The organism is Streptomyces sp. NPDC020983, from assembly GCF_044333485.1.
Taxonomy (GTDB): domain Bacteria; phylum Actinomycetota; class Actinomycetes; order Streptomycetales; family Streptomycetaceae; genus Actinacidiphila.
In genome coordinates, this window is record NZ_JBIRRA010000005.1 from 40,434 (window position 1) to 63,890 (window position 23,457).

General features: G+C 74.1%; 21 protein-coding genes. 7 read left to right on the forward strand and 14 right to left on the reverse strand.

Features of this window, described 5'->3' with window-relative positions; genetic code table 11:
- Nucleotides 1-235: 235 nt before the first annotated feature.
- The 6 genes from ACH4SE_RS12030 to ACH4SE_RS12055 all read left to right on the forward strand — a co-directional run bounded on the left by ACH4SE_RS12030 (nucleotide 236) and on the right by ACH4SE_RS12055 (nucleotide 8,218).
- Nucleotides 236-2,647, forward strand: a complete 2,412-nt coding sequence (locus tag ACH4SE_RS12030; protein ID WP_398543234.1) for a bifunctional SulP family inorganic anion transporter/carbonic anhydrase — start codon at nucleotides 236-238, stop codon at nucleotides 2,645-2,647.
- 87 nt (nucleotides 2,648-2,734) lie between these two features.
- On the forward strand, nucleotides 2,735-4,693 hold the full coding sequence (gene acs, locus ACH4SE_RS12035) for an acetate--CoA ligase (protein ID WP_398543235.1): 1,959 nt from the start codon (nucleotides 2,735-2,737) through the stop codon (nucleotides 4,691-4,693).
- 171 nt (nucleotides 4,694-4,864) lie between these two features.
- The gene (gene nhaA / locus ACH4SE_RS12040) at nucleotides 4,865-6,322 is read left to right on the forward strand and encodes a Na+/H+ antiporter NhaA (protein ID WP_398543236.1); all 1,458 of its coding nucleotides are present in this window, start codon (nucleotides 4,865-4,867) and stop codon (nucleotides 6,320-6,322) included.
- Between the two features lie 83 nt (nucleotides 6,323-6,405).
- The gene (locus ACH4SE_RS12045; RefSeq protein WP_398543237.1) at nucleotides 6,406-6,915 is read left to right on the forward strand and encodes a phage holin family protein; all 510 of its coding nucleotides are present in this window, start codon (nucleotides 6,406-6,408) and stop codon (nucleotides 6,913-6,915) included.
- A 13-nt stretch (nucleotides 6,916-6,928) separates the two neighbouring features.
- The gene (locus ACH4SE_RS12050; protein WP_398543238.1) at nucleotides 6,929-7,885 is read left to right on the forward strand and encodes an alpha/beta fold hydrolase; all 957 of its coding nucleotides are present in this window, start codon (nucleotides 6,929-6,931) and stop codon (nucleotides 7,883-7,885) included.
- A gap of 153 nt (nucleotides 7,886-8,038) precedes the next feature.
- Nucleotides 8,039-8,218 (forward strand): hypothetical protein, encoded by a 180-nt coding sequence (locus tag ACH4SE_RS12055; RefSeq protein WP_398543239.1) that lies wholly within the window; start codon nucleotides 8,039-8,041, stop codon nucleotides 8,216-8,218.
- A gap of 54 nt (nucleotides 8,219-8,272) precedes the next feature.
- Here the strand turns inward: ACH4SE_RS12055 and ACH4SE_RS12060 are convergent, their stop codons facing one another.
- The 3 genes from ACH4SE_RS12060 to nth form a co-directional block, all read right to left on the reverse strand.
- On the reverse strand, nucleotides 8,273-9,472 hold the full coding sequence (locus tag ACH4SE_RS12060) for a MarP family serine protease (RefSeq protein WP_398543663.1): 1,200 nt from the start codon (nucleotides 9,470-9,472) through the stop codon (nucleotides 8,273-8,275).
- Nucleotides 9,473-9,580: 108 nt separating this feature from the next.
- Complete coding sequence (locus ACH4SE_RS12065; RefSeq protein WP_398543240.1) at nucleotides 9,581-10,273, reverse strand: NUDIX hydrolase; 693 nt, start codon at nucleotides 10,271-10,273, stop codon at nucleotides 9,581-9,583.
- On the reverse strand, nucleotides 10,270-11,106 hold the full coding sequence (gene nth / locus ACH4SE_RS12070) for an endonuclease III (protein ID WP_398543241.1): 837 nt from the start codon (nucleotides 11,104-11,106) through the stop codon (nucleotides 10,270-10,272). Before nth ends, ACH4SE_RS12065 begins: the two co-directional genes overlap by 4 nt.
- Before the next feature lie 298 nt (nucleotides 11,107-11,404).
- Here nth and ACH4SE_RS12075 point away from each other — a divergent pair, with 298 nt between their 5' ends.
- Nucleotides 11,405-12,079: a Crp/Fnr family transcriptional regulator gene (locus tag ACH4SE_RS12075; RefSeq protein ID WP_031520125.1), complete on the forward strand. Its 675-nt coding sequence runs from the start codon at nucleotides 11,405-11,407 to the stop codon at nucleotides 12,077-12,079.
- Nucleotides 12,080-12,231: 152 nt separating this feature from the next.
- On the opposite strand, the gene ACH4SE_RS12080 is transcribed toward ACH4SE_RS12075, so the two are convergent.
- The 11 genes from ACH4SE_RS12080 to ACH4SE_RS12130 all read right to left on the reverse strand — a co-directional run bounded on the left by ACH4SE_RS12080 (nucleotide 12,232) and on the right by ACH4SE_RS12130 (nucleotide 23,150).
- Nucleotides 12,232-13,257: an alpha/beta hydrolase family protein gene (locus ACH4SE_RS12080; protein WP_398543242.1), complete on the reverse strand. Its 1,026-nt coding sequence runs from the start codon at nucleotides 13,255-13,257 to the stop codon at nucleotides 12,232-12,234.
- A 3-nt stretch (nucleotides 13,258-13,260) separates the two neighbouring features.
- Nucleotides 13,261-14,493 (reverse strand): kynureninase, encoded by a 1,233-nt coding sequence (kynU, locus tag ACH4SE_RS12085; RefSeq protein WP_398543243.1) that lies wholly within the window; start codon nucleotides 14,491-14,493, stop codon nucleotides 13,261-13,263.
- A complete protein-coding gene (locus ACH4SE_RS12090; RefSeq protein WP_398543244.1) occupies nucleotides 14,486-15,322 on the reverse strand; it encodes a tryptophan 2,3-dioxygenase family protein in 837 nt (278 codons plus the stop codon). Before ACH4SE_RS12090 ends, kynU begins: the two co-directional genes overlap by 8 nt.
- Nucleotides 15,323-15,470: 148 nt before the next feature.
- Nucleotides 15,471-16,358, reverse strand: coding sequence for a DUF3152 domain-containing protein (locus ACH4SE_RS12095; protein WP_398543245.1), 888 nt, complete (start codon nucleotides 16,356-16,358; stop codon nucleotides 15,471-15,473).
- Between the two features lie 270 nt (nucleotides 16,359-16,628).
- The gene (locus ACH4SE_RS12100) at nucleotides 16,629-17,042 is read right to left on the reverse strand and encodes a DUF3151 domain-containing protein (RefSeq protein ID WP_398543246.1); all 414 of its coding nucleotides are present in this window, start codon (nucleotides 17,040-17,042) and stop codon (nucleotides 16,629-16,631) included.
- A gap of 177 nt (nucleotides 17,043-17,219) precedes the next feature.
- Complete coding sequence (fbaA, locus tag ACH4SE_RS12105; RefSeq protein WP_398543247.1) at nucleotides 17,220-18,242, reverse strand: class II fructose-bisphosphate aldolase; 1,023 nt, start codon at nucleotides 18,240-18,242, stop codon at nucleotides 17,220-17,222.
- 246 nt (nucleotides 18,243-18,488) lie between these two features.
- Entirely contained in the window at nucleotides 18,489-19,031 is a 543-nt protein-coding gene (pyrE, locus tag ACH4SE_RS12110) for an orotate phosphoribosyltransferase (protein WP_398543248.1), read from the reverse strand.
- A 65-nt stretch (nucleotides 19,032-19,096) separates the two neighbouring features.
- Entirely contained in the window at nucleotides 19,097-19,900 is an 804-nt protein-coding gene (locus ACH4SE_RS12115) for an aldose 1-epimerase (RefSeq protein ID WP_398543249.1), read from the reverse strand.
- A gap of 100 nt (nucleotides 19,901-20,000) precedes the next feature.
- Entirely contained in the window at nucleotides 20,001-20,867 is an 867-nt protein-coding gene (locus tag ACH4SE_RS12120) for an SRPBCC domain-containing protein (protein WP_398543250.1), read from the reverse strand.
- A 78-nt stretch (nucleotides 20,868-20,945) separates the two neighbouring features.
- The gene (locus ACH4SE_RS12125) at nucleotides 20,946-22,538 is read right to left on the reverse strand and encodes a polyamine aminopropyltransferase (protein WP_398543251.1); all 1,593 of its coding nucleotides are present in this window, start codon (nucleotides 22,536-22,538) and stop codon (nucleotides 20,946-20,948) included.
- A gap of 90 nt (nucleotides 22,539-22,628) precedes the next feature.
- Complete coding sequence (locus tag ACH4SE_RS12130) at nucleotides 22,629-23,150, reverse strand: DUF2617 family protein (protein ID WP_398543252.1); 522 nt, start codon at nucleotides 23,148-23,150, stop codon at nucleotides 22,629-22,631.
- Nucleotides 23,151-23,457: the final 307 nt, after the last annotated feature.

Here is a 23,457-nt window from a genome sequence, read left to right on the forward strand (position 1 = left end):
GCGTGGGCGGCGTGTGGCCACACGCCGACTCACGCTGGCACGCTCACGCGGCGCAACCTCCACGCCGGGCCGTTTCATCATTCAAATCACTCGATAGACGTAAAAAAGCCCTGGATCCACCCTCCGCACCTCACGCTCCGCATTCGATCCATTACCGTCTCTTTACTGCCTCTTGGCAGTAGCGAGTGATGACGCTGCGCCACCGGCTCCCGCCGCCCACCGAAGGAGACGGGACATGAGATTCCGCACCCCCATCCGCACGCGGCCCGGCCCTCCACCGGCCGCCCGCACGCCAGGTGACCTGCCCGCCTCGATCACGGTCTTCCTGATCGCCGTCCCCCTCTCCCTCGGCATCGCACTGGCCACCGGCGCGCCGCTCCAGGCAGGACTGGTCGCGGCCGTCGTCGGCGGCCTCGTCGCGGGTTCGCTCGGCGGCGCGCCGCTCCAGGTCAGCGGGGCCGCCACCAGCCTCGTCGTCGTCACCGCCGGGCTCGTCGACCGCTACGGCTGGCGCGCCACCTGCGCCGTCACCGTGTTCGCGGGCCTCGCGCAACTGCTGCTGGGGGCGCTGCGGGTGGCCAGGGCGGCACTCGCCGTGAGCCCGGCCATCGTGCACGGCATGCTCGCCGGCATCGGTGCCGTCATCGCCGTGGGCCAGCTGCACGTGGTCCTCGGGGGCAGCCCGCACAACTCGGCGGTCGGCAACCTTGTGGCGCTGCCGGGCCAGTTGACCGGCAGTCATCCCGTCACGCCGGTCGTCGGCGCGCTCACCGTCACCGTCCTCCTCGGCTGGCCGCGGCTGCGCGAGCGGGTGGGCGGCCGGGCGGGCGGAGTGCTGCGTGCGGTCCCGGCGCCGCTCGCGGCGGTCGCCGTGGCGACGGCGGCGGCCGCGGGGCTGTCCGTGCCCCGCGTGGAACTGCCCGCGTGGCGCGCTCCCGGGCTGCCGGAGCTGCCGGACGGGCCGGTCCTCGGCGTCGCCGCGGCGGTGCTGACGGTGACGCTCGTGGCGAGTATGGAGTCGCTGCTGTCGGCCCTCGCGGTGGACGCCCTCCAGGCCGCCCGGCCGCCGGAGGCGCAGGCGCCGCCGGTCCGGCTGGACCGCGAGCTGCTGGGGCAGGGCGCGGCCAACGTGGTGTCGGGCCTGCTGGCAGGGCTGCCGATCGCCGGCGGCGCGATGCGCGGCTCGGCGAATGTCGCGGCGGGCGCACGCACGCGCCGGGCCACCGTGCTGCACGGGGTGTGGGTGCTGCTGTGCGCGGGCCTGGCCGCCGGCGCGCTGGAGGCGATTCCGCTCGCGGCTCCGGCCGCACTGGTGATGCTGGTCGGTTTGCGCATGGTGAGCCTCGCCCACGTCCGCCATGTCCGCCGGCACCGCGAATTCCCTGTCTACGCGGCCACGCTGGGCACTGTCGTGGTGTTCGGCGTGCTCCAGGGAGTGGCGGCGGGCGTCGTGGTGGCGGCCCTTCTGGCCCTGCGGCGGCTGACGCGCACCCGGATCAGCGTCACCAGGGAATACGTCTCCGACGTCAAAGAAAACCTAAAAAGCAATAAATCCGAAGAAAAAGAAGAAACCCGGGAAAGGGTGCAGGACGCGTGCGCGCGGGTACGGGTACGCGTGACGGGGCAGTTGACCTTCCTCGCGGTGCCCCGGCTGTCACGGGCGCTCGCGCAGGTACCGGAAAGGGCGGAGGCGGTGGTGGAGTTGGACGGGACGTTCATGGACCACGCGGTCTCCGAGGCGCTGCGCGGCTGGTGCGCGCGGCACCGCGGCCGTGGCGGCCGGGTCCGGCTCGGCGAGGCGGCGGAACGCGCGCTGCGCGGGCCCGAGCACCCGCGCGCCCGCCGCTCCTGGACGCCCTGGCACCACCACCGCGCGTGCCCGGAGCAGCAGCCGGTCGCCGGTGGCGGGCAACTGGTCGGAGACGTCGGCGCCTTCCGGCGCCGCACGGCGCCGCCGGTGAGCGAGGAGCCCGCACGGCCGGCCCGCGAAGGGCAGCGGCCCACCCAGCTCTTCGTCACCTGCGCCGATTACCGGCCGGCCACGAGCCTGATCACGTCCAGCGGTCCCGGCGACCTCTTCACCGTGCGCAATGTGGGCAATCTGCTGCCACCGCCCGGCTGTGACGCCTCCTGCGACTCGGTGGCCGCCGCCGTCGAGTACGCGGTGGAGGTGCTGGAGGTCACCGGCGTGACCGTGTGCGGGCATTCGGGCTGCGGGGCGATGGCCGCGCTGCTCGCCGCGGCCCCGGAGCCGGGCGCGCAGACACCGCTGGCGCGCTGGCTGCGGCACGGGCGGCCGAGTCTGGACCGCATGGCGCGCGGCCCGGGAGCGGGCGGGGCGGCGCTGGCCGACCGGCCGGCCGCCGACGACCACGAGCGCCTCACCCTGGCGAACGTGCTGCAGCAGCTCGACCACCTCGCGGCGTATCCGGGCGTGGCCCGGCGCATCGCCGAGGGCCGGCTCCAGCTGCACGGAATGTACGTCCACGCCGGCGAGGCCCGGGCGTATGCGCTCGATCAGGCCTCTGGCATATTCACGGCGGTACGGCCGGATCCCGCGCCCTCTGCGGAGACCGCGGCCACGGCGCCCCCGGCCGCGCCCGGTGGCGACGGCCCGGCCGCGTACGGACTGACCACAAAGGTCTAAACCACTTCCGGGTGAACCCTTGTCAGGGTGCCCGCGGACTGGTGAGGTAGTGGCGGGACATCTGGGAGACCCTGACAAGGAGCTGGCGTGAGCAGCAATGAGAGCCTGGCCAACCTGCTGAAGGAGGAGCGGCGCTTCGAGCCGCCGGCAGAGCTGGCCGCCGCCGCCAATGTCACCGCGGCTGCGTACGAGCAGGCCGCGGCGGACCGGCTGGGCTTCTGGGCGGAGCAGGCCCGGCGGCTGACCTGGGCGACCGAGCCGACCCAGACGCTGGACTGGTCGAACCCGCCCTTCGCCAAGTGGTTCGCGGACGGCGAGCTAAACGTGGCGTACAACTGCGTCGACCGGCACGTCGAGGCCGGCCACGGCGACCGCATCGCCCTGCACTTCGAGGGAGAGCCGGGCGACAGCCGGGCGATCAGTTACGCCGAGCTGAAGGACGAGGTCTGCCGCGCCGCCAACGCACTGGCCGAGCTGGGCGTCGGCAAGGGCGACCGGGTCGCGGTCTATCTGCCGATGATCCCCGAGGCCGTCGTGGCGATGCTGGCCTGCGCCCGGATCGGCGCGGCCCACTCCGTCGTCTTCGGCGGTTTCTCGGCCGACGCCGTCGCGTCCCGTATCGACGACGCCGACGCCAAGCTGGTCATCACCGCGGACGGCGGCTACCGGCGCGGCAAGCCCTCCGCGCTGAAGCCCGCCATAGACGACGCGGTCGCGCGCACGCCGCAGGTCGAGCACGTGCTGGTGGTCCGCCGCACCGGGCAGGAGGTGGCCTGGACCGAGGGCCGCGACCTGTGGTGGCACGAGGTGACCGGCCGGCAGTCGACCGAGCACACCCCGGAGGCCTTCGAGGCCGAGCACCCGCTGTTCATCCTCTACACCTCGGGCACCACGGGTAAGCCGAAGGGCATCCTGCACACCTCCGGCGGCTACCTGACGCAGGCGAGCTACACCCACCACGCCGTCTTCGACCTCAAGCCGCAGACGGACGTCTACTGGTGCACCGCCGACATCGGCTGGGTGACCGGGCACTCGTACATCGTCTACGGCCCGCTCTCCAACGGCGCCACGCAGGTCATCTACGAGGGCACCCCGGACACCCCGCACCAGGGCCGTTTCTGGGAGATCGTGCAGAAGTACGGCGTGACGATCCTCTACACCGCGCCCACCGCGATCCGCACGTTCATGAAGTGGGGCGACGCGATCCCGGCGAAGTTCGACCTGAGCAGCCTGCGGGTGCTGGGCAGCGTCGGCGAGCCGATCAACCCCGAGGCGTGGATCTGGTACCGCGAGAACATCGGTGCCGGCAGGACGCCGGTCGTCGACACCTGGTGGCAGACGGAGACGGGCGCGATGATGATCAGCCCGCTGCCCGGCGTGACCGCCGCCAAGCCCGGATCGGCGCAGACCCCGCTGCCCGGCATCGCGGCCACGGTCGTGGACGACGAGGGCCACGAGGTGCCCGACGGCTCCGGCGGCTACCTGGTGCTGACCGAACCGTGGCCGTCGATGCTGCGCACCATCTGGGGCGACGACCAGCGCTACCTGGACACGTACTGGTCGCGCTTCCCCGGCCGCTACTTCGCGGGTGACGGCGCCAAGAAGGACGACGACGGCGACATCTGGCTGCTCGGCCGGGTCGACGACGTGATGCTGGTGTCCGGGCACAACATCTCGACGACCGAGGTCGAGTCGGCGCTCGTGTCGCACCCGAAGGTCGCGGAGTCCGCGGTCGTCGGCGCCGCCGACGAGACGACGGGGCAGGCCATCGTCGCGTTCGTGATCCTGCGCGGCTCGGCGGAGGACAGCGCCGAACTGGTGGCGTCGCTGCGCGACCACGTCGGAAAGACCCTCGGGCCGATCGCCAAGCCCAAGCGCGTCCTGGTGGTCTCCGAGCTGCCGAAGACGCGGTCCGGCAAGATCATGCGCCGCCTGCTGCGGGACGTCGCGGAGAACCGCGAGCTGGGTGACGTCACGACGCTCACCGACTCGTCCGTGATGGACCTGATCCAGAGCAAGCTGCCGAGCGCGGCCGGCGAGGACTGACCGCCGCGACCCACGCGTGAGGGCGCTCCCGCCGGTGACCGGTGGGAGCGCCCTCACGCGTGCCCGGCGCCCGCCGCCCCGCCCCGTTCGGGCCAGCCCAGGGGCCCACGGCCCCTGGGTCCGGGGGAGGCTGGGAGGGCGACGCGCAGCACCCAGAGGCAAGAGGCCCCCATGAGGGACCGACGCCACCGAACGCCCAGGAGGTCGCCCGTGCCCGAGCCACGGCGCCGCCGCCCCGCCGTCCTGCTCGGCCGCCTGCCGCTCCCCGAACGCAACACCCTCCTCGACGCGCTGCGCGCCGAAACAGTGGGCGGCGTGCTGCTCCTCGCGGCCGCGACCGCCGCCCTCATCTGGGCCAACACCGCCCACGACGGCTACGAGAGCGTCGTCCACCAGCACTTCGGCCCCGCCGCCCTCGGCCTGCACCTGTCGGTCGGGCACTGGGCCTCCGACGGCCTGCTCGCCGTCTTCTTCTTCGTCGCCGGCATCGAGCTCAAGCGCGAGCTGGTCGTCGGTGAGCTGCGCACACCGTCCGCAGCCGCCCTCCCCGTCGTCGCGGCGCTGTGCGGCATGGCCGTCCCGGCGGGTGTCTACGCGGTGACCGCGGCGGCAGGCGGCGGCTCGCTGCGCGGCTGGGCGGTGCCGACCGCCACCGACATCGCGTTCGCGCTCGGCGTGCTCGCCGTCATCGGCACCGCGCTGCCCGCGGCCCTGCGCGCCTTCCTGCTCACCCTCGCCGTCGTGGACGACCTGTGCGCGATCCTGGTCATCGCCGTCTTCTTCACCTCCACCATCAACGTCGCCGCGCTGGTGGGCGCCGCCGCGTGCCTGGCGCTGTTCCGCATCCTGCTCCGCGCCCGTGTACGCGGCTGGTACGTGTACGTGCCGCTCGCCGTCGTCACCTGGGTGCTGACGCTCAACAGCGGGATCCACGCGACCGTCGCGGGCGTGGCCATGGGGCTCATGCTGCGCTGCACCCCGCGTCCGGAAGACGGCGGCCACGACGCCGCGCAGGGCGCCGGCCCCTCGCAGGCCGAGCGCGTGGAGCACCTGGTGCGGCCGCTGTCGGCCGGGCTCGCGGTGCCGCTCTTCGCGCTGTTCGCCGCCGGGGTCACGGTGTCGGGGACGGCCCTTTCCGGTGTCTTCACCCGTCCGGAGACGCTCGGCGTCGTCCTCGGCCTGGTGGCCGGCAAGACCGTGGGCATCTTCGGCGGCACCTGGGCCGCCGCCCGTTTCACCCGCGCGACGCTCAACCCGGACCTGACATGGCCGGACGTCTTCGCGCTGGCCGCGCTCGGCGGCATCGGCTTCACCGTCGCCCTGCTGATCGGGGAGCTGGCCTTCGGCTCCGACCCCGCGCTCGCCGCCGAAACCAAGGCGGCGGTGCTGGTGGGCTCGGCGGTCTCCGCGGTGCTGGCGTCCGTCCTGCTCAAGCTGCGCGACACCACCTACCGGCGGCTGGCGGAGGACGAGGAGCGCGACAGGGACGGAGACGGGGTACCCGACATCTACGAGGCGGACGACCCCGCCTACCACCTCAGGATGGCCGAGATCCTGGAGGCGCAGGCCGCCGAGCACCGCAGGCTCGCCCAACTGGCCCGCCGCGACAGCGGACCTGACACCATCTGAGGCATGATCGGGTGAGCGGAGGGTCGAAGCGCCACGGAACGGGCCGCTCCACAGTGGACGACGGAAAGACGGAGGACGACGCGATGAGCGCAGCCCACAACGGTGACAGCCGCAGCATCGGACAGCTGTTCGCCGCCGCCACGGCGGAGATGAGCGCCCTGGTGCACGACGAGATCGCGCTCGCCAAGGCGGAGCTGCGGGCGGACGCCAAACGGGTGGCCTTCGGCAGCGCCGCGATGGTCGCCGCGCTGGCTCTCGCGCTGTTCTCGGTGCCCATGCTGAGCCTGGCGGCCGCCTGGGGCCTGAAGGCCCTCGGGATCACGACGGGCTGGGCGTTCCTGATCGTGTTCGGCGCGTACGTGCTCCTCGCCCTGATCGTCGGCGGGATCGGCTTCCTGCGGTTCAAGGCCGTCAAGAAGCCGGAGCGGTCGATCAACTCGGCGAAGCAGACGGCCGCGGTGCTGCAGAAGGCCAAGCCCCACCCGCGCGAGCTGCCGGACGGCGCCGCGGCGCTGCGCAGCGGTGCCACCGAATCGTCACGTTCCGGGCGCGTCCTGCCCCCCGCCGACGCCCCGGTGAAGGCGAAGATGTGACACGCTCTGGGGCATGAACTCCGCCGACCGGCCCGCACGCCCGGGGACCAGGGGCGGGCCGAGCGCGTCGGTGATCCGGCCGGACGGCCCGTGGACCCATCGCGACGTCGCCGCCAACGGCGCCCGCTTCCACATCGCGGAGGCCGGCGACGGCCCGCTCGTCCTGCTCCTGCACGGCTTCCCGCAGTTCTGGTGGACCTGGCGGCACCAGCTCACCGCGCTCGCCGACGCGGGCTTCCGCGCGGTCGCGATGGATCTGCGCGGTGTCGGCGGCAGCGACCGCACCCCGCGCGGCTACGACCCGGGAAACCTCGCCCTCGACGTCACCGGCGTGATCCGCTCGCTCGGCGAGCCGGACGCCGCCGTCGTCGGCCACGACCTGGGCGGCTACCTCGCCTGGACGGCCGCGGCGATGCGGCCCAAGCTCATCCGCCGGCTCGCGGTCGTCTCGATGCCGCACCCGCGCCGCTGGCGCACCGCGATGCTCACCGACCTGCGGCAGAGCCGCGCCGGGGCGTACATCTGGGGCTTCCAGCGGCCGTGGATCCCCGAGCGGCAGCTCGTCGCGGACGACGCGGCACTGGTCGGGGAGCTGATCACCAGCTGGTCGGGGCCCTCGCTGCCGGACGGGCAGGCCGTGGAGGTCTACCGGAAGGCGATGCAGATCCCGTCCACCGCGCACTGCTCGATCGAGCCCTACCGCTGGATGGTGCGGTCGATGGCCCGGCCGGACGGGATCCAGTTCAACCGCCGGATGAAGCGGCCGGTCCGGGTACCGACGCTGCACCTGCACGGCTCGCTGGATCCGGCGCTGCGCACGGGCAGCGCGGCGGGCAGCGGGGAGTACGTCGAGGCGCCCTACCGGTGGCGGCTCTTCGACGGCCTCGGGCACTTCCCGCACGAGGAGGACCCGGCGGCGTTCTCCGCCGAGCTGATCAACTGGCTGCGGGACCCCGAGCCGGACCGCTGAGCGACCACTCCGTCACCCTCCGCTCCCCAGAACGCGACACGCCGGGACACGCCGGGACGACGACCTCATGGTCATCTGAATTGCCGGACGCATAGGCCAAGAGGACCACCAAACGGCGATTACGGACCAACGGGTGCGGGCACGTAGCTCGGTATGGGTTGGACGCACGACTACCGTGATGGGTCACGTACTCGCCGAAGCACCCCCGCCGCCGTCAGCAGTACGGCGCCCATGGAACTGTTCCCGCCGGGCGAAACCCCGCTGGGGATTCCCCGCATCCTCCGGCGCCGCGCCCGCTGGGTCGGCGCCCGGCTCCGCCATCCGCGCGGCTGACGGCCGTACGGGCCGGGCGGTGGGCGCGGGCAGCCTCCGCCGCCCGGCCCCTCCTCACAGCGCGCAGCTCTCGCTGTCCGCCCGCCGGTCCGCGGTGCGCCCGGCCTTCGCGTCGGGGGCGACCTCGTCCGCGGTCAGCGCGTAGCCCGTGTTGGAGTCGTCCAGCGACTTGGCGAAGACGACACCCGCGACCCTGCCGTCCGGGGTGAGCAGCGGGCCGCCGGAGTTGCCCTGCCGTACGGTCGCGTACAGCGAGTAGACGTCGCGGTGGACGGTGCCGCGGTGGTAGATGTCCGGACCGTTGGCCATGATCCGGTCGCGGACGCGTGCCGCCCGCACGTCGAAGCCGCCGTTCTCCGGGAAGCCGGCCACGATCGCGTCGTCGCGCGTGTGCTCGTCGGTGGTCGCGAAGCGCAGCGCGGGGGCGTCCAGGCCGGGCACGTCCAGCACCGCGATGTCGCGCTGCCAGTCGTAGAGCACCACGCGCGCGTCGTGCAGCCTCCCCCTGCCGCCCACCTGCACGGTCGGCTCCGACACGCCGCCGACGACGTGCGCGTTCGTCATGACCCTGCCCGGCGCGAAGACAAAGCCGGAGCCCTCCAGCACCTTGCCGCAGCCCGGCGCGGTGCCGACGACCTTGACGATGCTGCGCCGCGCGGTGGCCACCACCGGGTTGTTGACCAGCGCGGGGTCGGGCGCCGGCACGGACGTGATCGGCTCGGCGCCGAAGGTGCCGAAGACCTGCGGCAGGCCGTTCTGCGCCAGCGTCGTGCTGAAGTCGTCGAACCAGGTGTCGGCCTGCGACGGCATCACCCGGGACACCCCGAGCAGCACCTTCGACGAGCGCACCTCGCGCCCTATCGTCGGCAGCGCCGTGGTGGCCAGCGCACTGCCTATCAGCCACGCCACCAGCAGCATCGCCAGCACGTTGACCAGCGCGCCGCCGCTCGCGTCGATCGCGCGGGCGGGTGACCAGGTGATCTTCGTACGGAGCTTGTTGCCGAGGTGCGTGGTGAACGCCTGCCCCACCGACGCGCACACGATGACGAGCGCCACCGCCGTGATGATCGCGACCGAGCCCGGGGTGGCGTCGCCGGTCGCCTTGTCCCACACCAGCGGCAGCAGGTAGATCGCGACGAGGCCGCCGCCGATGAAGCCGACCACCGACATGACGCCGACGACGAAGCCCTGCCGGTAGCCGACCACGGCGAACCAGGCAGCGGCGAGGATGAGCAGGAAGTCCAGCACGTTCACGAGGGACACGGTCTCATGGCGACCTGAGCGCGCGGGAGCGTACGGAGCAGCAGGCCGCCCGGATCCGGCCGGAATCCGCCACGGACCCGGGCCGGCCGGGGCGCGCCGTCAGCCGAGCGGGACCGTCCGCTCGCGGTCCCAGGGGACCTCCCAGCCCGCGTAGTGCAGGATCTTGTCGATCAGGCCCGCGGTGAAGCCCCACACGAGGGCGTCCTCGACCAGGAAGGCCGGTCCGCGGAAGCCGCTCGGATGGGTGAGCGTCGCGCGGTTGGCCGGGTCGGTGAGGGCCGCGACCGTGACGCGGAACACCCGGGCCGTCTCCGCCGGGTCGACGACCGCGACGGGGCTGGGCTCGCGCCACCAGCCCAGCACCGGGGTGACGACGAAGCCGCTGACCGGGATGTAGAGGCGCGGCAGGACACCGAAGAGCTGCACCCCGGCCGGATCCAGGCCCGTCTCCTCGCGGGCCTCACGCAGCGCCGCACGCAGCGGGCCCGCGCCCTCAGGGTCGCCGTCCTCCGGGTCGAGCGCCCCGCCGGGGAAGGACGGCTGGCCCGCGTGCGAGCGCAGGGCGGCGGAGCGCTCGATGAGCAGCAGGTCGGGCCCGTGCGGGGGCTCGGGGCTCTCGCCGAAGAGGATCAGCACGGCGGACTGCCGCCCGCCCGACTCCGGGGGCAGGAAGCGGCTGAGCTGCTCGGGGCGTATCCGCTCCGCCGCGTCCGCGACCGGGGCGAGCCAGCCGGGCAGGCCCTCCCGGCTCACCCGCGCGTCCGCCGCCCCCGCGCCCCGCGCCCGGGTCATGAGGCGGCCAGCGGCGGGGCGGGCCGGCCCGGGTAGTTGGGCGGGGGCTTCAGGCGCTGGCCGGGCGCGCCGCCCTTCTCGTACTTGAGCAGCTTGCGCGCCTTCTCCGGATCCATCTCGCCCTCCCCGTAGGACGGGCACAGCGGGGCGATCGGGCAGGCGCCGCACGCGGGCTTGCGGGCGTGGCAGATACGGCGGCCGTGGAAGATGACGCGGTGCGACAGCATCGTCCACTCCGACTTCGGGAAGAGGGAGGCGACGTCCTTCTCGACCTGCTCCGGATCCTCCGACGTCGTCCACCCGAAGCGCCGCGAGAGCCGCCCGAAGTGCGTGTCCACGGTGAGCCCCGGCACGCCGAACGCATTGCCGAGGACGACGTTGGCCGTCTTGCGGCCGACGCCCGGCAGCTTCACCAGGTCCTCTATGCGGCCGGGCACCTCGCCGCCGAACTCGTCCCGCAGCGCCGCGGACAGGCCGAGCACCGCGCGCGTCTTCGCGCGGAAGAAACCGGTGGGCCGCAGGATCTCCTCCAGCTCGGCCGGATTCGCCGCCGCCATCGCCTCCGGCGTCGGATACGCCTCGAACAGCGCGGGCGTCGTCTGGTTCACCCTCAGGTCGGTGGTCTGCGCCGACAGCACGGTGGCGATCAGCAGCTGGAAGGGATTCTCGAAATCCAGCTCCGGATGGGCATAGGGATAGACCTCGGCCAGCTCGCGGTTGATCCGCCGGGCCTGCCGCACGAGCCCGGTGTGCGTCTGCGCGACCTTCGCCTTCTTCTTGACCGCGGCCGCACCGGCCGGAGCCGGGCTCACCGCGCCACTCCTCGTCGCCATGCACGCCAGACTACGGGCCGCCACCGACACCCGGCGGTGATCCCGGCGAGCCCGCCCCGCCGGGCGCGGCGCCGGTCCTGACCGGGGAGGCCCGACCCGCCGCCGGGGGTGTTCGCTGAGAGCGGAAAACGGGGCGGCGGCCCACTCGTTCGGCCGCCGGCGGAAGGCCCCGCGGCCCCCAATCGGCCCCCCGGGGCACTCATCCGGCCCCTGATAAGACATCCTTGTGATTGATCGCACTGTTTGATACGTCATGCATCATGGGGACAACCCAGCGATGTCGACAAGGAGAGAGCTCGTGGACGACGTTCTGCGCCGTGCCCCGCTTTTCGCGGCGCTCGACGACGAGCAGGCGGCTGAACTGCGCGCCTCCATGACCGAGGTCACGCTCGCACGTGGCGATTCGCTGTTCCACGAGGGCGACCCCGGGGACCGGCTGTACGTCGTCACCGAGGGCAAGGTGAAGCTGCACCGCACCTCCCCCGACGGCCGCGAGAACATGCTGGCCGTGGTCGGCCCCGGGGAGCTCATCGGCGAGCTGTCGCTCTTCGACCCCGGTCCGCGGACGGCGACCGCCACGGCGCTCACCGAGGTCAAGCTGCTGGGCCTCGGCCACGGCGACCTCCAGCCCTGGCTGAACGTACGGCCCGAGGTCTCCACCGCGCTGCTGCGCGCGGTCGCGCGCCGGCTGCGGCGCACCAACGACGTCATGTCCGACCTGGTCTTCTCCGACGTGCCGGGGCGCGTCGCGAAGGCCCTGCTCGACCTCTCCCGGCGCTTCGGCGTCCAGTCGGAAGAGGGCATCCACGTCGTGCACGACCTCACCCAGGAAGAGCTGGCCCAGCTCGTGGGCGCGTCCCGCGAGACGGTGAACAAGGCGCTCGCCGACTTCGCCGGCCGCGGGTGGCTCCGCCTGGAGGCCCGCGCGGTGATCCTCCTCGACGTCGAGCGTCTCGCGAAGCGCAGCCGCTAGCTCTCAGCGGGGGTTCGCGCTCCGCAGTGCCCCCGGCGGGCCTGCGCGGCCCCCGCCGGGCGCGGCAGGCCGCACGGGCGGCCGCGGCGCCGGGAAGGCGCCCGCAGCGCCCCGGGGCGCTCCGTGCCCGGCCCGGGAGGGCCCGAGGCCGCCTACCAGGCGAGTTGGTCGAGCTCGTCGGCGACAGCCGACACCGCGGGGCTCGCCGGGTCGATGAGGGCGAAGTGCCCGCGCCCGGGCAGCCACACCGCCGTGACCTCCTCCCCCGCGGCGGCCGCCGCGGCGGCGTACGCGCGGCTGACGGCCGGCGGGACCTCGGTGTCGGTGGCGCCGTGCACGACGGTGACGGCGACACCCGTGGGGAGCAGCGCGGCGGGATCGGCGTGCGGGAGCCGGGCGGCGACGTGGCCGGGGCCGCCGAGCAGCTGGGTCACGGCGTCGGAGCACACCCCCAGCCGGATCGCGGAGGTGAGGTCGGCGATCGGGGCGAGGGCGACGACACCCCGCACCGGCGGAGGCGAGCTGGTGCGCCAGGGCGAGCCGGGCGGCAGGACATGCCGCGCGGCGGCCCACAGCGCGAGGTGGCCGCCCGCGCTGTGCCCGCTGAGCAGGAAGCGCCGCGGATCGACGACACCGGTGCCCAGCGTGCGGACGGCGAGCGCGGGCAGCGCGTCGACAGCGGCGGCGACGTCGTCGAAGGTCTCCGGCCAGCGCCCGGCGACGGGCGGCTCGGGGCCGTCCTGGGCGTCCGGCGGCGGTGCGCCGCGCCGGTATTCCACCGAGGCCACCGCGAAGCCGCGCCCCGCCAGACGGGCCGCGAGCGGCGAGATGTGGGCCCGGTCGTAGCGCGCCCGCCAGGCCCCGCCGTGCAGCAGCGCCACCAGCGGCGCGCCCCGCCCGCTGCCGTCCGCGCGGGGCCGGTAGAAGTCGACGACCTGCTCGGGATGCTCCCCGTACGCCGCGGTGGCGTCGGGCGGCACGGCGGGGTGCGCGAAGGCCGACGCCTCTTCGGCGGCGGCCGCGGCGGCGCGCCGCGCGGCCGCGACCGCGCCCGGCGCCACCCCGGCGCGCTCCCCCGGGACGGCAGCCCCCGTCGTGTCGGCTGCGGGCTCGACGGGCGCCGCCGTTGCCGGCGGCCGGGGGGCGGCTGGCTTCGTCGTGGCGGGGTCGTGGGTCATCGCTCAGGCCGTCCCGGCGGGGGAGAGCACGTCCGCCAGGGTGCGGGCGGCGTGGAGGGCGTCGGTGTGGCGGGTGTAGAGGGGCGTGAAGCCGAAGCGCAGGATGTCGGGGCGGCGGAAGTCGCCGATGACGCCCCGCGCGGTCAGCTCGCGCATCACCGCGCCCGCGTCCGGGCAGCGCAGCGAGACCTGGCTGCCGCGGTCGGCGTGACCCGCGGGCGTGGCGGGCTCGACGACCCGGGGCGGGACGAGGGCGGTCACGCAGCCGAGGAAGAAGTCGGTGAGCGTGAGGCTCTTGGCGCGGACGGCGGCGATGTCGACGCCGTCCCAGACGTCGAGCGCGGCGTCCAGGGCGAGCAGGGAGAGGATCTCGGGCGTGCCGACGCGGCCGCGTGGGGCGCCGTCCGCGGGCTGGTAGCCGGGCACCATGCCGAAGGGGTCGGCGTGCGAGTTCCAGCCCGGCAGCGGGGAGTCGAAGAGCGGCTGGAGCGCGCGCCTGACGTAGAGGTACGCCGGCGCGCCGGGCCCGCCGTTGAGGTACTTGTACGTGCAGCCGACCGCGAGGTCGACCTCGGCGTCGTCGAGGCCCACGGGCAGGGCGCCCGCGCTGTGGCAGAGGTCCCAGACGGCCACGGATCCGGCCTCGTGCAGGGCGGCGGTGATACCGGGCAGGTCGTAGAGCCGCCCGGTGCGGTAGTCGACGTGGTTGACCAGCGCCGCCGCGGTCCGCCCGCTTGCCGCCGCGGCGATCTCGCCGGGCGGCACGGCGCGGACGGTGCAGCCGGTGAGCCGGGCGGCGGAGGCGGCGATGTAGCCGTCGGTGGGGAAGGTCGTGGCGTCGACGAGGATCTCGCTGCGGCCCTTCCGGGCCATGCGGGTGGCGGCGACGAGCGCCTTGAAGACGTTGACGCTGGTCGAGTCGCCGACGACGATCTGCCCGGCCGCGGCGCCGACGAGGGGCGCGATGCGGTCGCCGACCCGCTCGGGGGCGGTCCACCAGCCGCTCTCCTCCCAGGAGCGGATGCGCAGCTCGCCCCATTCGCGGGTGACGACGTCGTTCAGCCGCGGCAGCACCCCGCGGGGCAGCGCGCCCAGCGAGTTGCCGTCGAGGTAGACGGTGGCGTCGTCGAGGACGAAGCGGTCGCGGACGGCGGCGAGCGGATCGGCCGCGTCCAGCTCGGCGGCGCGTGCGGCGAGGGCGGCGGCGGGGGACGGCGGTGCGGTGGGCTCAGACATGGCTTCGGGCCGTCCACAGCTCGGGGAAGACGTTCTTGGTGGCGCGTTTCTCCAGCCAGGCCACCCCCGCGGAGCCGCCGGTGCCGGTCTTGGCGCCCATCGCGCGCCGGGTTGCCACGAGGTGGTCGTTGCGCCACCGCCACACGTACTCGGCGATGTCGGTGAGGGTCTCGCCGAGCCGGATGAGGTCGGAGTCCTGGTCGGACGCGGCGTAGACGCGCTGCCAGGCGGTCTCGACCTCGGGGTGCGGTTCGTAGGGCAGGGTCGGGTCGCGGTCGAGTACGGCGGCGGGGATGCGGTAGCCGCGCCGGTCGAGCAGCCGCAGCGCCTCGTCGTAGAGGCTGGGCTCGGTGAGGGCCTTCTCCAGCTCGCGGTAGGCGCGCGGGGTGCCGCGGTGCGGGACGAGCATGGAGGCGGATTTCTCGCCGAGCAGGAATTCGACCCTGCGGTACATCGCCGACTGGAAGCCGGAGCCCTCACCGAGCGCGGAGCGGTAGGCGTTGAACTGCCCGGGGGTGAGGTGCGCGATGGGCTTCCAGGAGGCGTTGAGCGACTCCAGCTCGGGCAGGCTGCGGTGCAGCGCCGCCATCGCGGTGGGCAGGTCGTCCTGGCGCAGCGCGCGGGCCGCGGTGGTCCACTCGTGCACGAGCAGGGTGAACCACAGCTCCATGACCTGGGTGGTGACGAGGAAGGCCAGCTCGCCGGGCTCGTCGGACAGCGGGTGCTGCAGATGGGTGAGGACGGACGCCTGGACGTAGTCCTCGTACGGTGTGCTGCCCTCGAACGCGAGGTTCGGGGTCGCCGCCTCGTCGGTCGGGTGGTCGGACATGGTGTACCTCCGTGTGCGGGTACCCGGGATCACCGGGCCACGCCGCGATCATCGGCGGTGCGTGCTGATCCGGCAAGGGCCGGTCCCTCCCGGCGCGCCGCCGGGCCCGTACGGCCCGGCCGGACCCCGCGGCGGGCGCCCGGGCGCCTCAGGCGACCGGCGGCCCGGAGATGTAGCGCCCCTGGGAGTCGTACGGCCACTGGTTCGCGACGCAGCCGTGCAGGCCCTTGATCTGCTGCATCATCACCGGGGCGGGCTTACCGGGACCGGGGCAGCCCTCGTGATGGTGGCCGATGCGGTGGCCGACCTCGTGGTTGATGATGAGCGCGCGGTAGCCGGCGATCGGGCCGTCGAACTCGGGCGAGCCGAGCATCCAGCGCTTGAGGTTCACCACGACGGTGGCACCGACGTCGCAGTTGACCTCGCCGCCGGTGTCCAGGCCGGCGGCGCCGCAGATGCGGTCCACGGTGTCGGGCGTGGCGATCTTGATGACGAAGTCGGCGGGGCCGGAGGAGACCAGCTGGAAGCCGTCGTGGCCGTCGGCGGTCCAGCCGCGCGGGTCGGCGAGGATGACGGCGATCTCGTGTGCGGCGTCGGTCGCGGACAGCGAGATCCCGCCCTCCACCTCGACCTTGTAGCGGCGGATGGTGCCTTGGCCGGAGGCGGCACCGGAGGCGCGGGCGACGGTGAAGTAGCCGGTGCCGTGCTTGGGCACGGACGCGGGGGGCGCGCTCGTGGTCGCCGACGCGGTGGGCTTGGCGGCCTTCTTCGAGGGCTTGGGGCTGGTGGTGGTCGGCGTGGGCGAGGGGCTGCGGTCGCCGTCCGCCGTGGTGGCGGGGGCGGGCGGCGTGGTCGTGGCGGGGACGGAGTCGGTGCCGAGCCTCGCGCTGCCCTCGCTCGCGCGGGATTTGTGCCAGGCGGCGTATCCGGCACCGGCCCCGAGCACGAGGACGGCGGCGAGGGCGAGCGGCCCGGCTATGGATGCGCGTTTCTTCGCGCGCCGGCGCCCACGCCGATGCCTGTCCGGTCCTGCCACGGCTCCCCCTGCGTACGCGCAGCCGGGTGCGCAGGTGCCCGGGCCCGGCCCGGATCGCTGCGGCACTCCTGTGCTGCCTGCGGACACGCCCTCACATGTGCGTGCTAACGACAACCAGTCGGGGCCAACAATCGCACACAGATACGCGGCCGGGCCGACTGCCCCCCTCCTGTGGCAGTACCGTCACATTCCTCCACGCTGAGCAAGCCGGGGAGGACGGTACGCGACGACGGGGGCAGATCGGGCCGGACGGAGGGAAGGCGGGCGGTCTCAGCCCAGGATGTCGGCGGCGGTCGGGGAGCTGTCCCGCAGGAAGGCCGTGCAGCGCTCGTACTCCTCCTGCTCGCCGATCGACCGGGCGGCCCGGGCCAGGGCGTGCAGCGCCCGCAGGAAGCCGCGGTTCGGCTCGTGCTCGAAGGGCACCGGGCCGTGGCCGCGCCAGCCGGCCCGGCGCAGCGCGTCCAGGCCGCGGTGGTAGCCGGTGCGGGCGTAGGCGTAGGACTCGACCACCCGGCCGCCCTCGAACGCCTCGTCCGCGAGCTGCGCCCAGGCCAGCGAGGAGGCCGGGTACTTCGCCGCCACATCGGCGGGCGCGGCGCCGGATGCGAGCAGTTCGCGCGGCCCGGGGTCGTCGGGCAGGTGCGTGGGGGCCGGGCCCCCGAGCAGGTTCTCGTGGATTGCCATGGGCTCCAGTCTGCCCGAGCCGCCGCGCGAAGGGACGCCCGGCCCGCGGGCCCGCCCACCGCGCGGGCAGCCCCCGGCCCGCGTCCCGGCCCGTCACACGAAGGGACCCCCGGCGGCCGCCGGGGGTCCCTGTCGGTCTCCGCCCTCACCCGTACGCGGTCCGCGTACGGCCGGACGTCACTTGCGCTTGTTGCCCGCCGACCGCAGGTTCTCGGCGGCGACGACGACACGCGCGGCCATGCCCGCCTCGGCGGCCTTGCCCCACACGCGCGGGTCGTAGGCCTTCTTGTTGCCGACCTCGCCGTCGATCTTGAGCACGCCGTCGTAGTTCTGGAACATGTGGCCGGCGACGGGCCGGGTGAAGGCGTACTGCAGGTCGGTGTCGATGTTCATCTTGACGACGCCGTTCTCCAGCGCCTCGTCGATCTCCTCCTGCGTGGAGCCGGAGCCGCCGTGGAAGACGAAGTCGAAGGCGTTGGCCTTGCCGTACTTCTGCGCGACCGCGTCCTGCAGCTCCCGGAGGATGCCGGGGCGCAGCACGACGTTGCCCGGCTTGTAGACGCCGTGCACGTTGCCGAAGGAGGCGGCCAGCAGGTAGCGGCCCTGCTCGCCCAGGCCCACGGCCTCGACGGTGCGGTAGGCGTCGTCGACGGTGGTGTAGAGGCTCTCGTTGATCTCGTGCGAGACGCCGTCCTCCTCGCCGCCGGTCGGGGTGATCTCCATCTCCAGGATGATCTTGGCCTTGACCGCCTGGGCCAGCAGCTCCTTGGCGATGGCGAGGTTGTCGTCCAGCGTCTCGGCGGAGCCGTCCCACATGTGCGACTGGAAGAGCGGGTTGCGGCCGGCCGCCACGCGCTCCTGGGAGATGGCGAGCAGCGGGCGGACGTAGCCGTCCAGCTTGTCCTTGGGACAGTGGTCGGTGTGCAGGGCGACGGTGACCGGGTACTTCTCGGCGACGACGTGCGCGAACTCGGCGAGCGCGACCGCGCCCGTCACCATGTCCTTCTGGTACTGGCCGCCGAGGAACTCCGCACCGCCCGTGGAGATCTGGATGATGCCGTCGCTCTCCGCCTCGGCCAGGCCGCGCAGGGCGGCGTGCAGCGTCTGCGACGACGTGACGTTGATGGCCGGGTAGGCGAACTTCCCCGCCTTCGCCCGGTCGAGCATGTCGTTGTAGACCTCGGGGGTAGCGATGGGCATCGTGTCCGCTCCTCAGATTCCGCGGGGTGGTGGTGCTAGGCGTGGCGACGTCATCGTCGGCCCTATCTTCCCATTCTCGAACGGATACACCACCTCGGTGCCGGGGTCATCCGCCGCGAACGGCCGGGTGTTTCACGTGAAACACCCCAAGCCCGGCGAAACCGCAGGTCACAGCGCTTTCGAGAGGTGTACGCAGCCGGGCCTGGCCGCCGCCGGGCCCTTTCACGGGTCGGCGGCGGCGATCGCTCAGTCCAGTCCGAGGTCGGCCAGCGAATACACCGCGAGATACGGCAGACCCGCCTCCGTAATCTTCGGCTCGGCGCCGCGGTCGACGATGACCGCGACGGCGACGACCTGGGCCCCCGCCTCGCGCGCCGCCTCGACGGCGGTCAGCGGCGAGCCGCCGGTCGTCGAGGTGTCCTCGACCACCAGCACGCGGCGGCCCGCGATGTCCGGGCCCTCGATCCTGCGCTGCATGCCGTGCGCCTTGGTGGCCTTGCGCACCACGAAGGCGTCCAGCCGCTTCCCGCGCGCTGCGGCGGCGTGCAGCATCGCCCCGGCCACCGGGTCCGCGCCGAGCGTCAGCCCGCCGACCGCGTCGTAGTCCAGCTCGGCGGTCATGTCCAGCATCGCCTGGCCGACCAGCGGCGCGGCCTGGCCGTCCAGGGTGATGCGGCGCAGGTCGATGTAGAAGTCGGCCTCCAGCCCGGAGGAGAGGGTCACCTTGCCGTGCACCACGGCCTTGTCCTGGATCTGCTGCAGCAGTGCACTGCGTACGTCGTCACTCATGACGACCAGTATCCGGCCCGCCGGCCGGGGCCGCCGCACACCGCCCCCCGGCCCCGCCCCGCAGGTCAGCCGATGCGGTGCCAGCTCCAGGTGGTGGTGATCTCCAGCGGGTCGATCGGGGTGACCAGGCGCGGCGCGGTGTTGAGGCCGTTCGGCGGGCCGGACTGCGGCTCGACGCACACCGCCTCGGGCTGCTCGTCGTAGACCACGACCCACTGCGCCGGGCTCCGCACCTCCAGCCGCAGCTCGCCGGGCCAGGTCAGCGTCACGTCGACGCCGTCGGGCATCCCGAAGCAGTCGTCCCAGGGGCCGGGGCGGGGGGTGACGCGGTTGCCGTTGGGGAGGTGGTTGTCGCCGCGCTCCTCCTGCCAGTCCGCGCGGAAGGCCAGCTCGACGTCCTGGCCGCCCTTGCCCAGGTTGCGGTTCCACCAGGGGTGCCAGCCCGCCTGCGCCGGGAAGGAGTCGCCGCCCGGCGCCACCTCGACGCTCAGCGTGAGCTTCACCGAGTGCGGGGCGAGCTCCACGGTGTGGGTGACCCGGCCGGGGTAGGGCCACGGCTCGGTCAGCTCGACGTGGTACGAGGCGGTGGTCGCGGTGGCCGGGGCCGCCTCCTCCCAGGCGCGGTGCCGCACGGTGCCATGGATGGCGTGCGGCGGAGCGTCCACCGGGAGCTGGTGGGTGACGCCGCCGTTGCGGAAGGTCCCGTTCTCGGTCCGGCCGGCCCACGGCACCATAAGAAAGGCGCCGAACCGGTCGCCCTGACGCAGGAGTTCCGTCCCGGCGACCTTGAGGGAGGCGATACGGCAGCCGTTCCCGGGCTCCAAGGTCAATTCGGCGTCGCCCGCCGTCAGCTTCGTCTCATTCTCCACGTCACGAGCCTAGCGGGCGGGCCCTCTGACGTTCACTTATGGTCCCGCAGGCGGGTGGTGCCGGCGGACTGACGCCCCCGTACGCCCTCCCGAGCCGCCCTCAGCCGCGGCGCCGCAGCACCCGCCCCACCACCACCGCGGACGCGACGATCGCCGCCGCGACCGGAGCCGCCCAGCGCAGGGTGGCCGCGGCCGAAGGGCTGTCCGGTGCGGGCACGGGCGCGTACCGCCCGCGCGGCGGGGCGTGGTCGACCTCCTCCGCGCTGCGCCCGATCATCGTCCGGCGGGCGTGCGCGGCCTCGGCGGGCGGGACGAGGTCGTCGAGCGCCGCCGCGCTCTCCGGGACCTCCACCTCGACCTCGACCAGGTCGCAGTCCTCCAGCTCGGCGGCCGGCAGCGGCTCGCCGTCGTCGTCGACGACATCGGCCTTCGCGTCCGCGTCCAGCTCCGGCCCGGCCGCGGCCGCCCCGGCCTCCAGGTCGGCGCCCGGCCCGGCGTCCGGTCCCGCCTCGGGCGCGTGAGCTGCCAGATCCGCGCAGAAACGGTCCATGAGCCGCCGTACGGCCGCCTCCACCAGCGCCGGCTCGTAGGTCGTGATGCGTCCCTGCCCTGCCGCCTCGCCCCGCCACACGACCGTCACCCCGGGCTCGGGCTGCACGGCCGCGACGACGCCCAGCTCGGCGGCCACCGTCACGCCGCCCCCGCCGCGCACCTCCGTGCCGGCGGCCGTCAGGGTGAAGCCCGGCCCCGTGCCGTCCACCGCGACCGTGCCCCGGTAGGTGATCGTGGACCCGCCCACCCGCAGCCGCAGCCGCCCCGCGGCGGCACCCGCGGCGCCCGCGTCGCCCTCGCCCGCGGCGGCGTCCGGCTGCCAGCCGGGCAGGCAGGCCGACACCACCTCCGGCGTGCGCAGGGCCTGCACCATGCGCGCCGTGGTCATCCCCGGAACGAACGACTCATGCTCCATGCGGCGGAGCCTACCCACCCCGCCGGGCGCATGACGCTCCCGCGCCCGGCACTTTCTGCACGCGTCGGGCCGCCCGCCTCAGCCCGCCGGGACGCGCGGCCGCAGCAGGGTCGAGGGCGGGAGGGCGCGGCCGGGGCGGGTGGGGAGCGGGGCACGGGCGGCCTGCCGCAGCGCGCGCGGGGTGAGCGTGGCCGGCGTGCCGGGCGGCAGCCGCAGCACGGGCGGGGCGGTGCGCGCGGCGAGCAGGTAGGCCTGGTCCGGCGGGGCGGCGGTGGCGGGGGCGAGGGGGGCGCCGCCCGGGGCCGCGGGCAGCCAGTACGGCGAGGTGCGCAGCCCCACCGCGGACACGGTCGCCTCGATCGTCCAGAAGGTGTGCGCCGCGCCCGCCGCCGTCCCGGCGTGCACGGCGAGCCGCCCGCCGGGGGCGAGCACACGGGCGGCGAGCCCGAAGAACTCCTGCGAGTAGAGCTTGGCGCCGGCCGTCGTCCCCGGGCCCGGCAGGTCGGCGACGATCACGTCGTACGGCGCCGTGCGGCCGCGGCGCAGCCAGTCGAAGGGGTCGGCGGTGACGGCGCGGACCCGCAGATCGGCGAAGGCGTGGCCGTTGACGCGGCTGAGGCCCGGGTCGGTGCGGGCCAGCCGGAGCAGTTCGGCGTCGGGCTGGACGACGGTGACGGCGCCGACGTCGGCATAGCGCAGCACCTCGTGCAGGGCCTGGCCGTCGCCGCCGCCGAGCAGCAGCACGCGGGCCCGGGTGCCGTTCATCGCCGGGTGGACGAGGGCCTGGGCGTAGCGGGCGGTGGTGGCGCCGGAGACCCGCAGGCGGCCGTCGAGGTAGAGCCGCAGCGGATCGCCGGGGGTCTCGCCGCCCGTGAGGACGATCTCCTCGACGCCGGACTGCTCGGCGACCCGCACGTCCCCGCCGTAGACCTCGCGGCGGGCGGCCCGCTCGAAGGGGCCGGCCACGGCGGCGGCGCCCGCCAGCAGCGCGAGGACCAGCACGTTCGCGAGCAGCAGCCAGCCGCGGGCGCGCCGGGTCAGGTCACCGCGGAAGAGCCACAGCACGGTCGCCCCGCCGGCCACGGCGTTGACGGCGCCGGTGGCGAGGGCGCCGCTGAGCTGACCGGCGTGCGGCAGCAGCAGGAAGGGGAAGGCGAGACCGCCGACGAGCGCCCCCACGTAGTCGGCGGCGAAGAGGTCGGCGACCGCGCCGCCCGCGTCCTGCCGCCGTACCCGCTGCACCAGCGTCATCAGCAGCGGCACCTCGGCGCCGGTGAGGACGCCGATGGCGAAGGCGCAGCCCACTATGGGCGCGCCGGCGTGCCCGAACCACGCGAAGGACGCGTAGAGCACCATCACCGACAGCCCGCCGACGAGGGCCAGCCCGGTCTCGACGGCGGCGAACGCGGCGGCGGCGCGGCCGCGCCACCGTTTTGCGAGCAGCGATCCGCAGCCCATCGCGAAGACCATCACCGACAGGATCACCGACGCCTGCGTGACCGAGTCGCCCACCAGGGAGGAGGCGAGCGCGACGAGTTCGAGCTCGTACACCAGCCCGCAGGCGGCGCACACGAAGACGGCGGTGAGCACCAGCGCCCGAGCCGCCTGTGCCGTCACTGGTAACCGCGGGGTGAGGCACGGGAGTTCACTACGGTGACGCTGGTCGATCATGAGTGCACGCTATGTCAGTGTGGAGCCTTCGCCGGTCACCCACAGGAGTGCAAAATCGGCGGCCGCGGGCGTGGCGGGGCGGTATTCGGGTCAGGCCAGCGCATTCACCCGGGTCCTGGTGGTGACGAGCCGCCCCTCCTGCGGATAGGCGTGCCAGGTGCGCCAGCGCACGCCCCCCTCCGCGTACTGCACGAGCATCGCGGTGAACGCGTGCGGGTCGCCGGGGAAGGTCCCGGCCAGGCCGTGCGGGTGGTCGGCGACCAGCGCGAGCAGCTCCTGGGCGCGGCCGGCGAACGAGCCCTGCGACAGCGTCTCGATGCGCGCGGCGAACTCGTAGTCCCAGGCCCCCACCCGGCGGGCGACGCCGAAGGGCAGCGGCGCCTGGCTGCCGGCCATGCACGCCACGGTCTCCGAGCAGGCCCCGCCGGCCGCGTCCACCAGGACCTGGTGGGAGGCGCCCAGCAGGCGTAATTCGACCTTGGCGCGCAGCCGGCGGCCGTCCCCGACCTCGACGTTCAGCACGGCGAGCGCGGGCAGCGGGTCTTTGCCCAGACACCACGCGAGGTCGCCCGCGCGGGTGTCGGTGTACGAGGTTTGCAGGGTGGTGAGCATGGGTCGGCTCCGCAAGCACGCAGTGGAATGTCATGGGCCGGTCGCGCCCGGCAACGGGGCGGGCGCGCGTCGGCTCGTGCCCACGTGGGGTCCTGGACCCGGCGGCGCGAGGAGCCGGCGAGGCCAGGGAAGGAGTCTGCGCAGCCTCCGAATGGTCCCCGCCGAAGCCCTCGAAATGGGTCCGGGAACTACGGAATCATGAATCGCTCGTCACATTCAGCGTTTTTACCGATCTGTACGCACTTTCCATCCCTTGGAGCGCCCACGGGGTCAGGTGTTCACCCGGGCCCACCCTGACGCCCCCGGT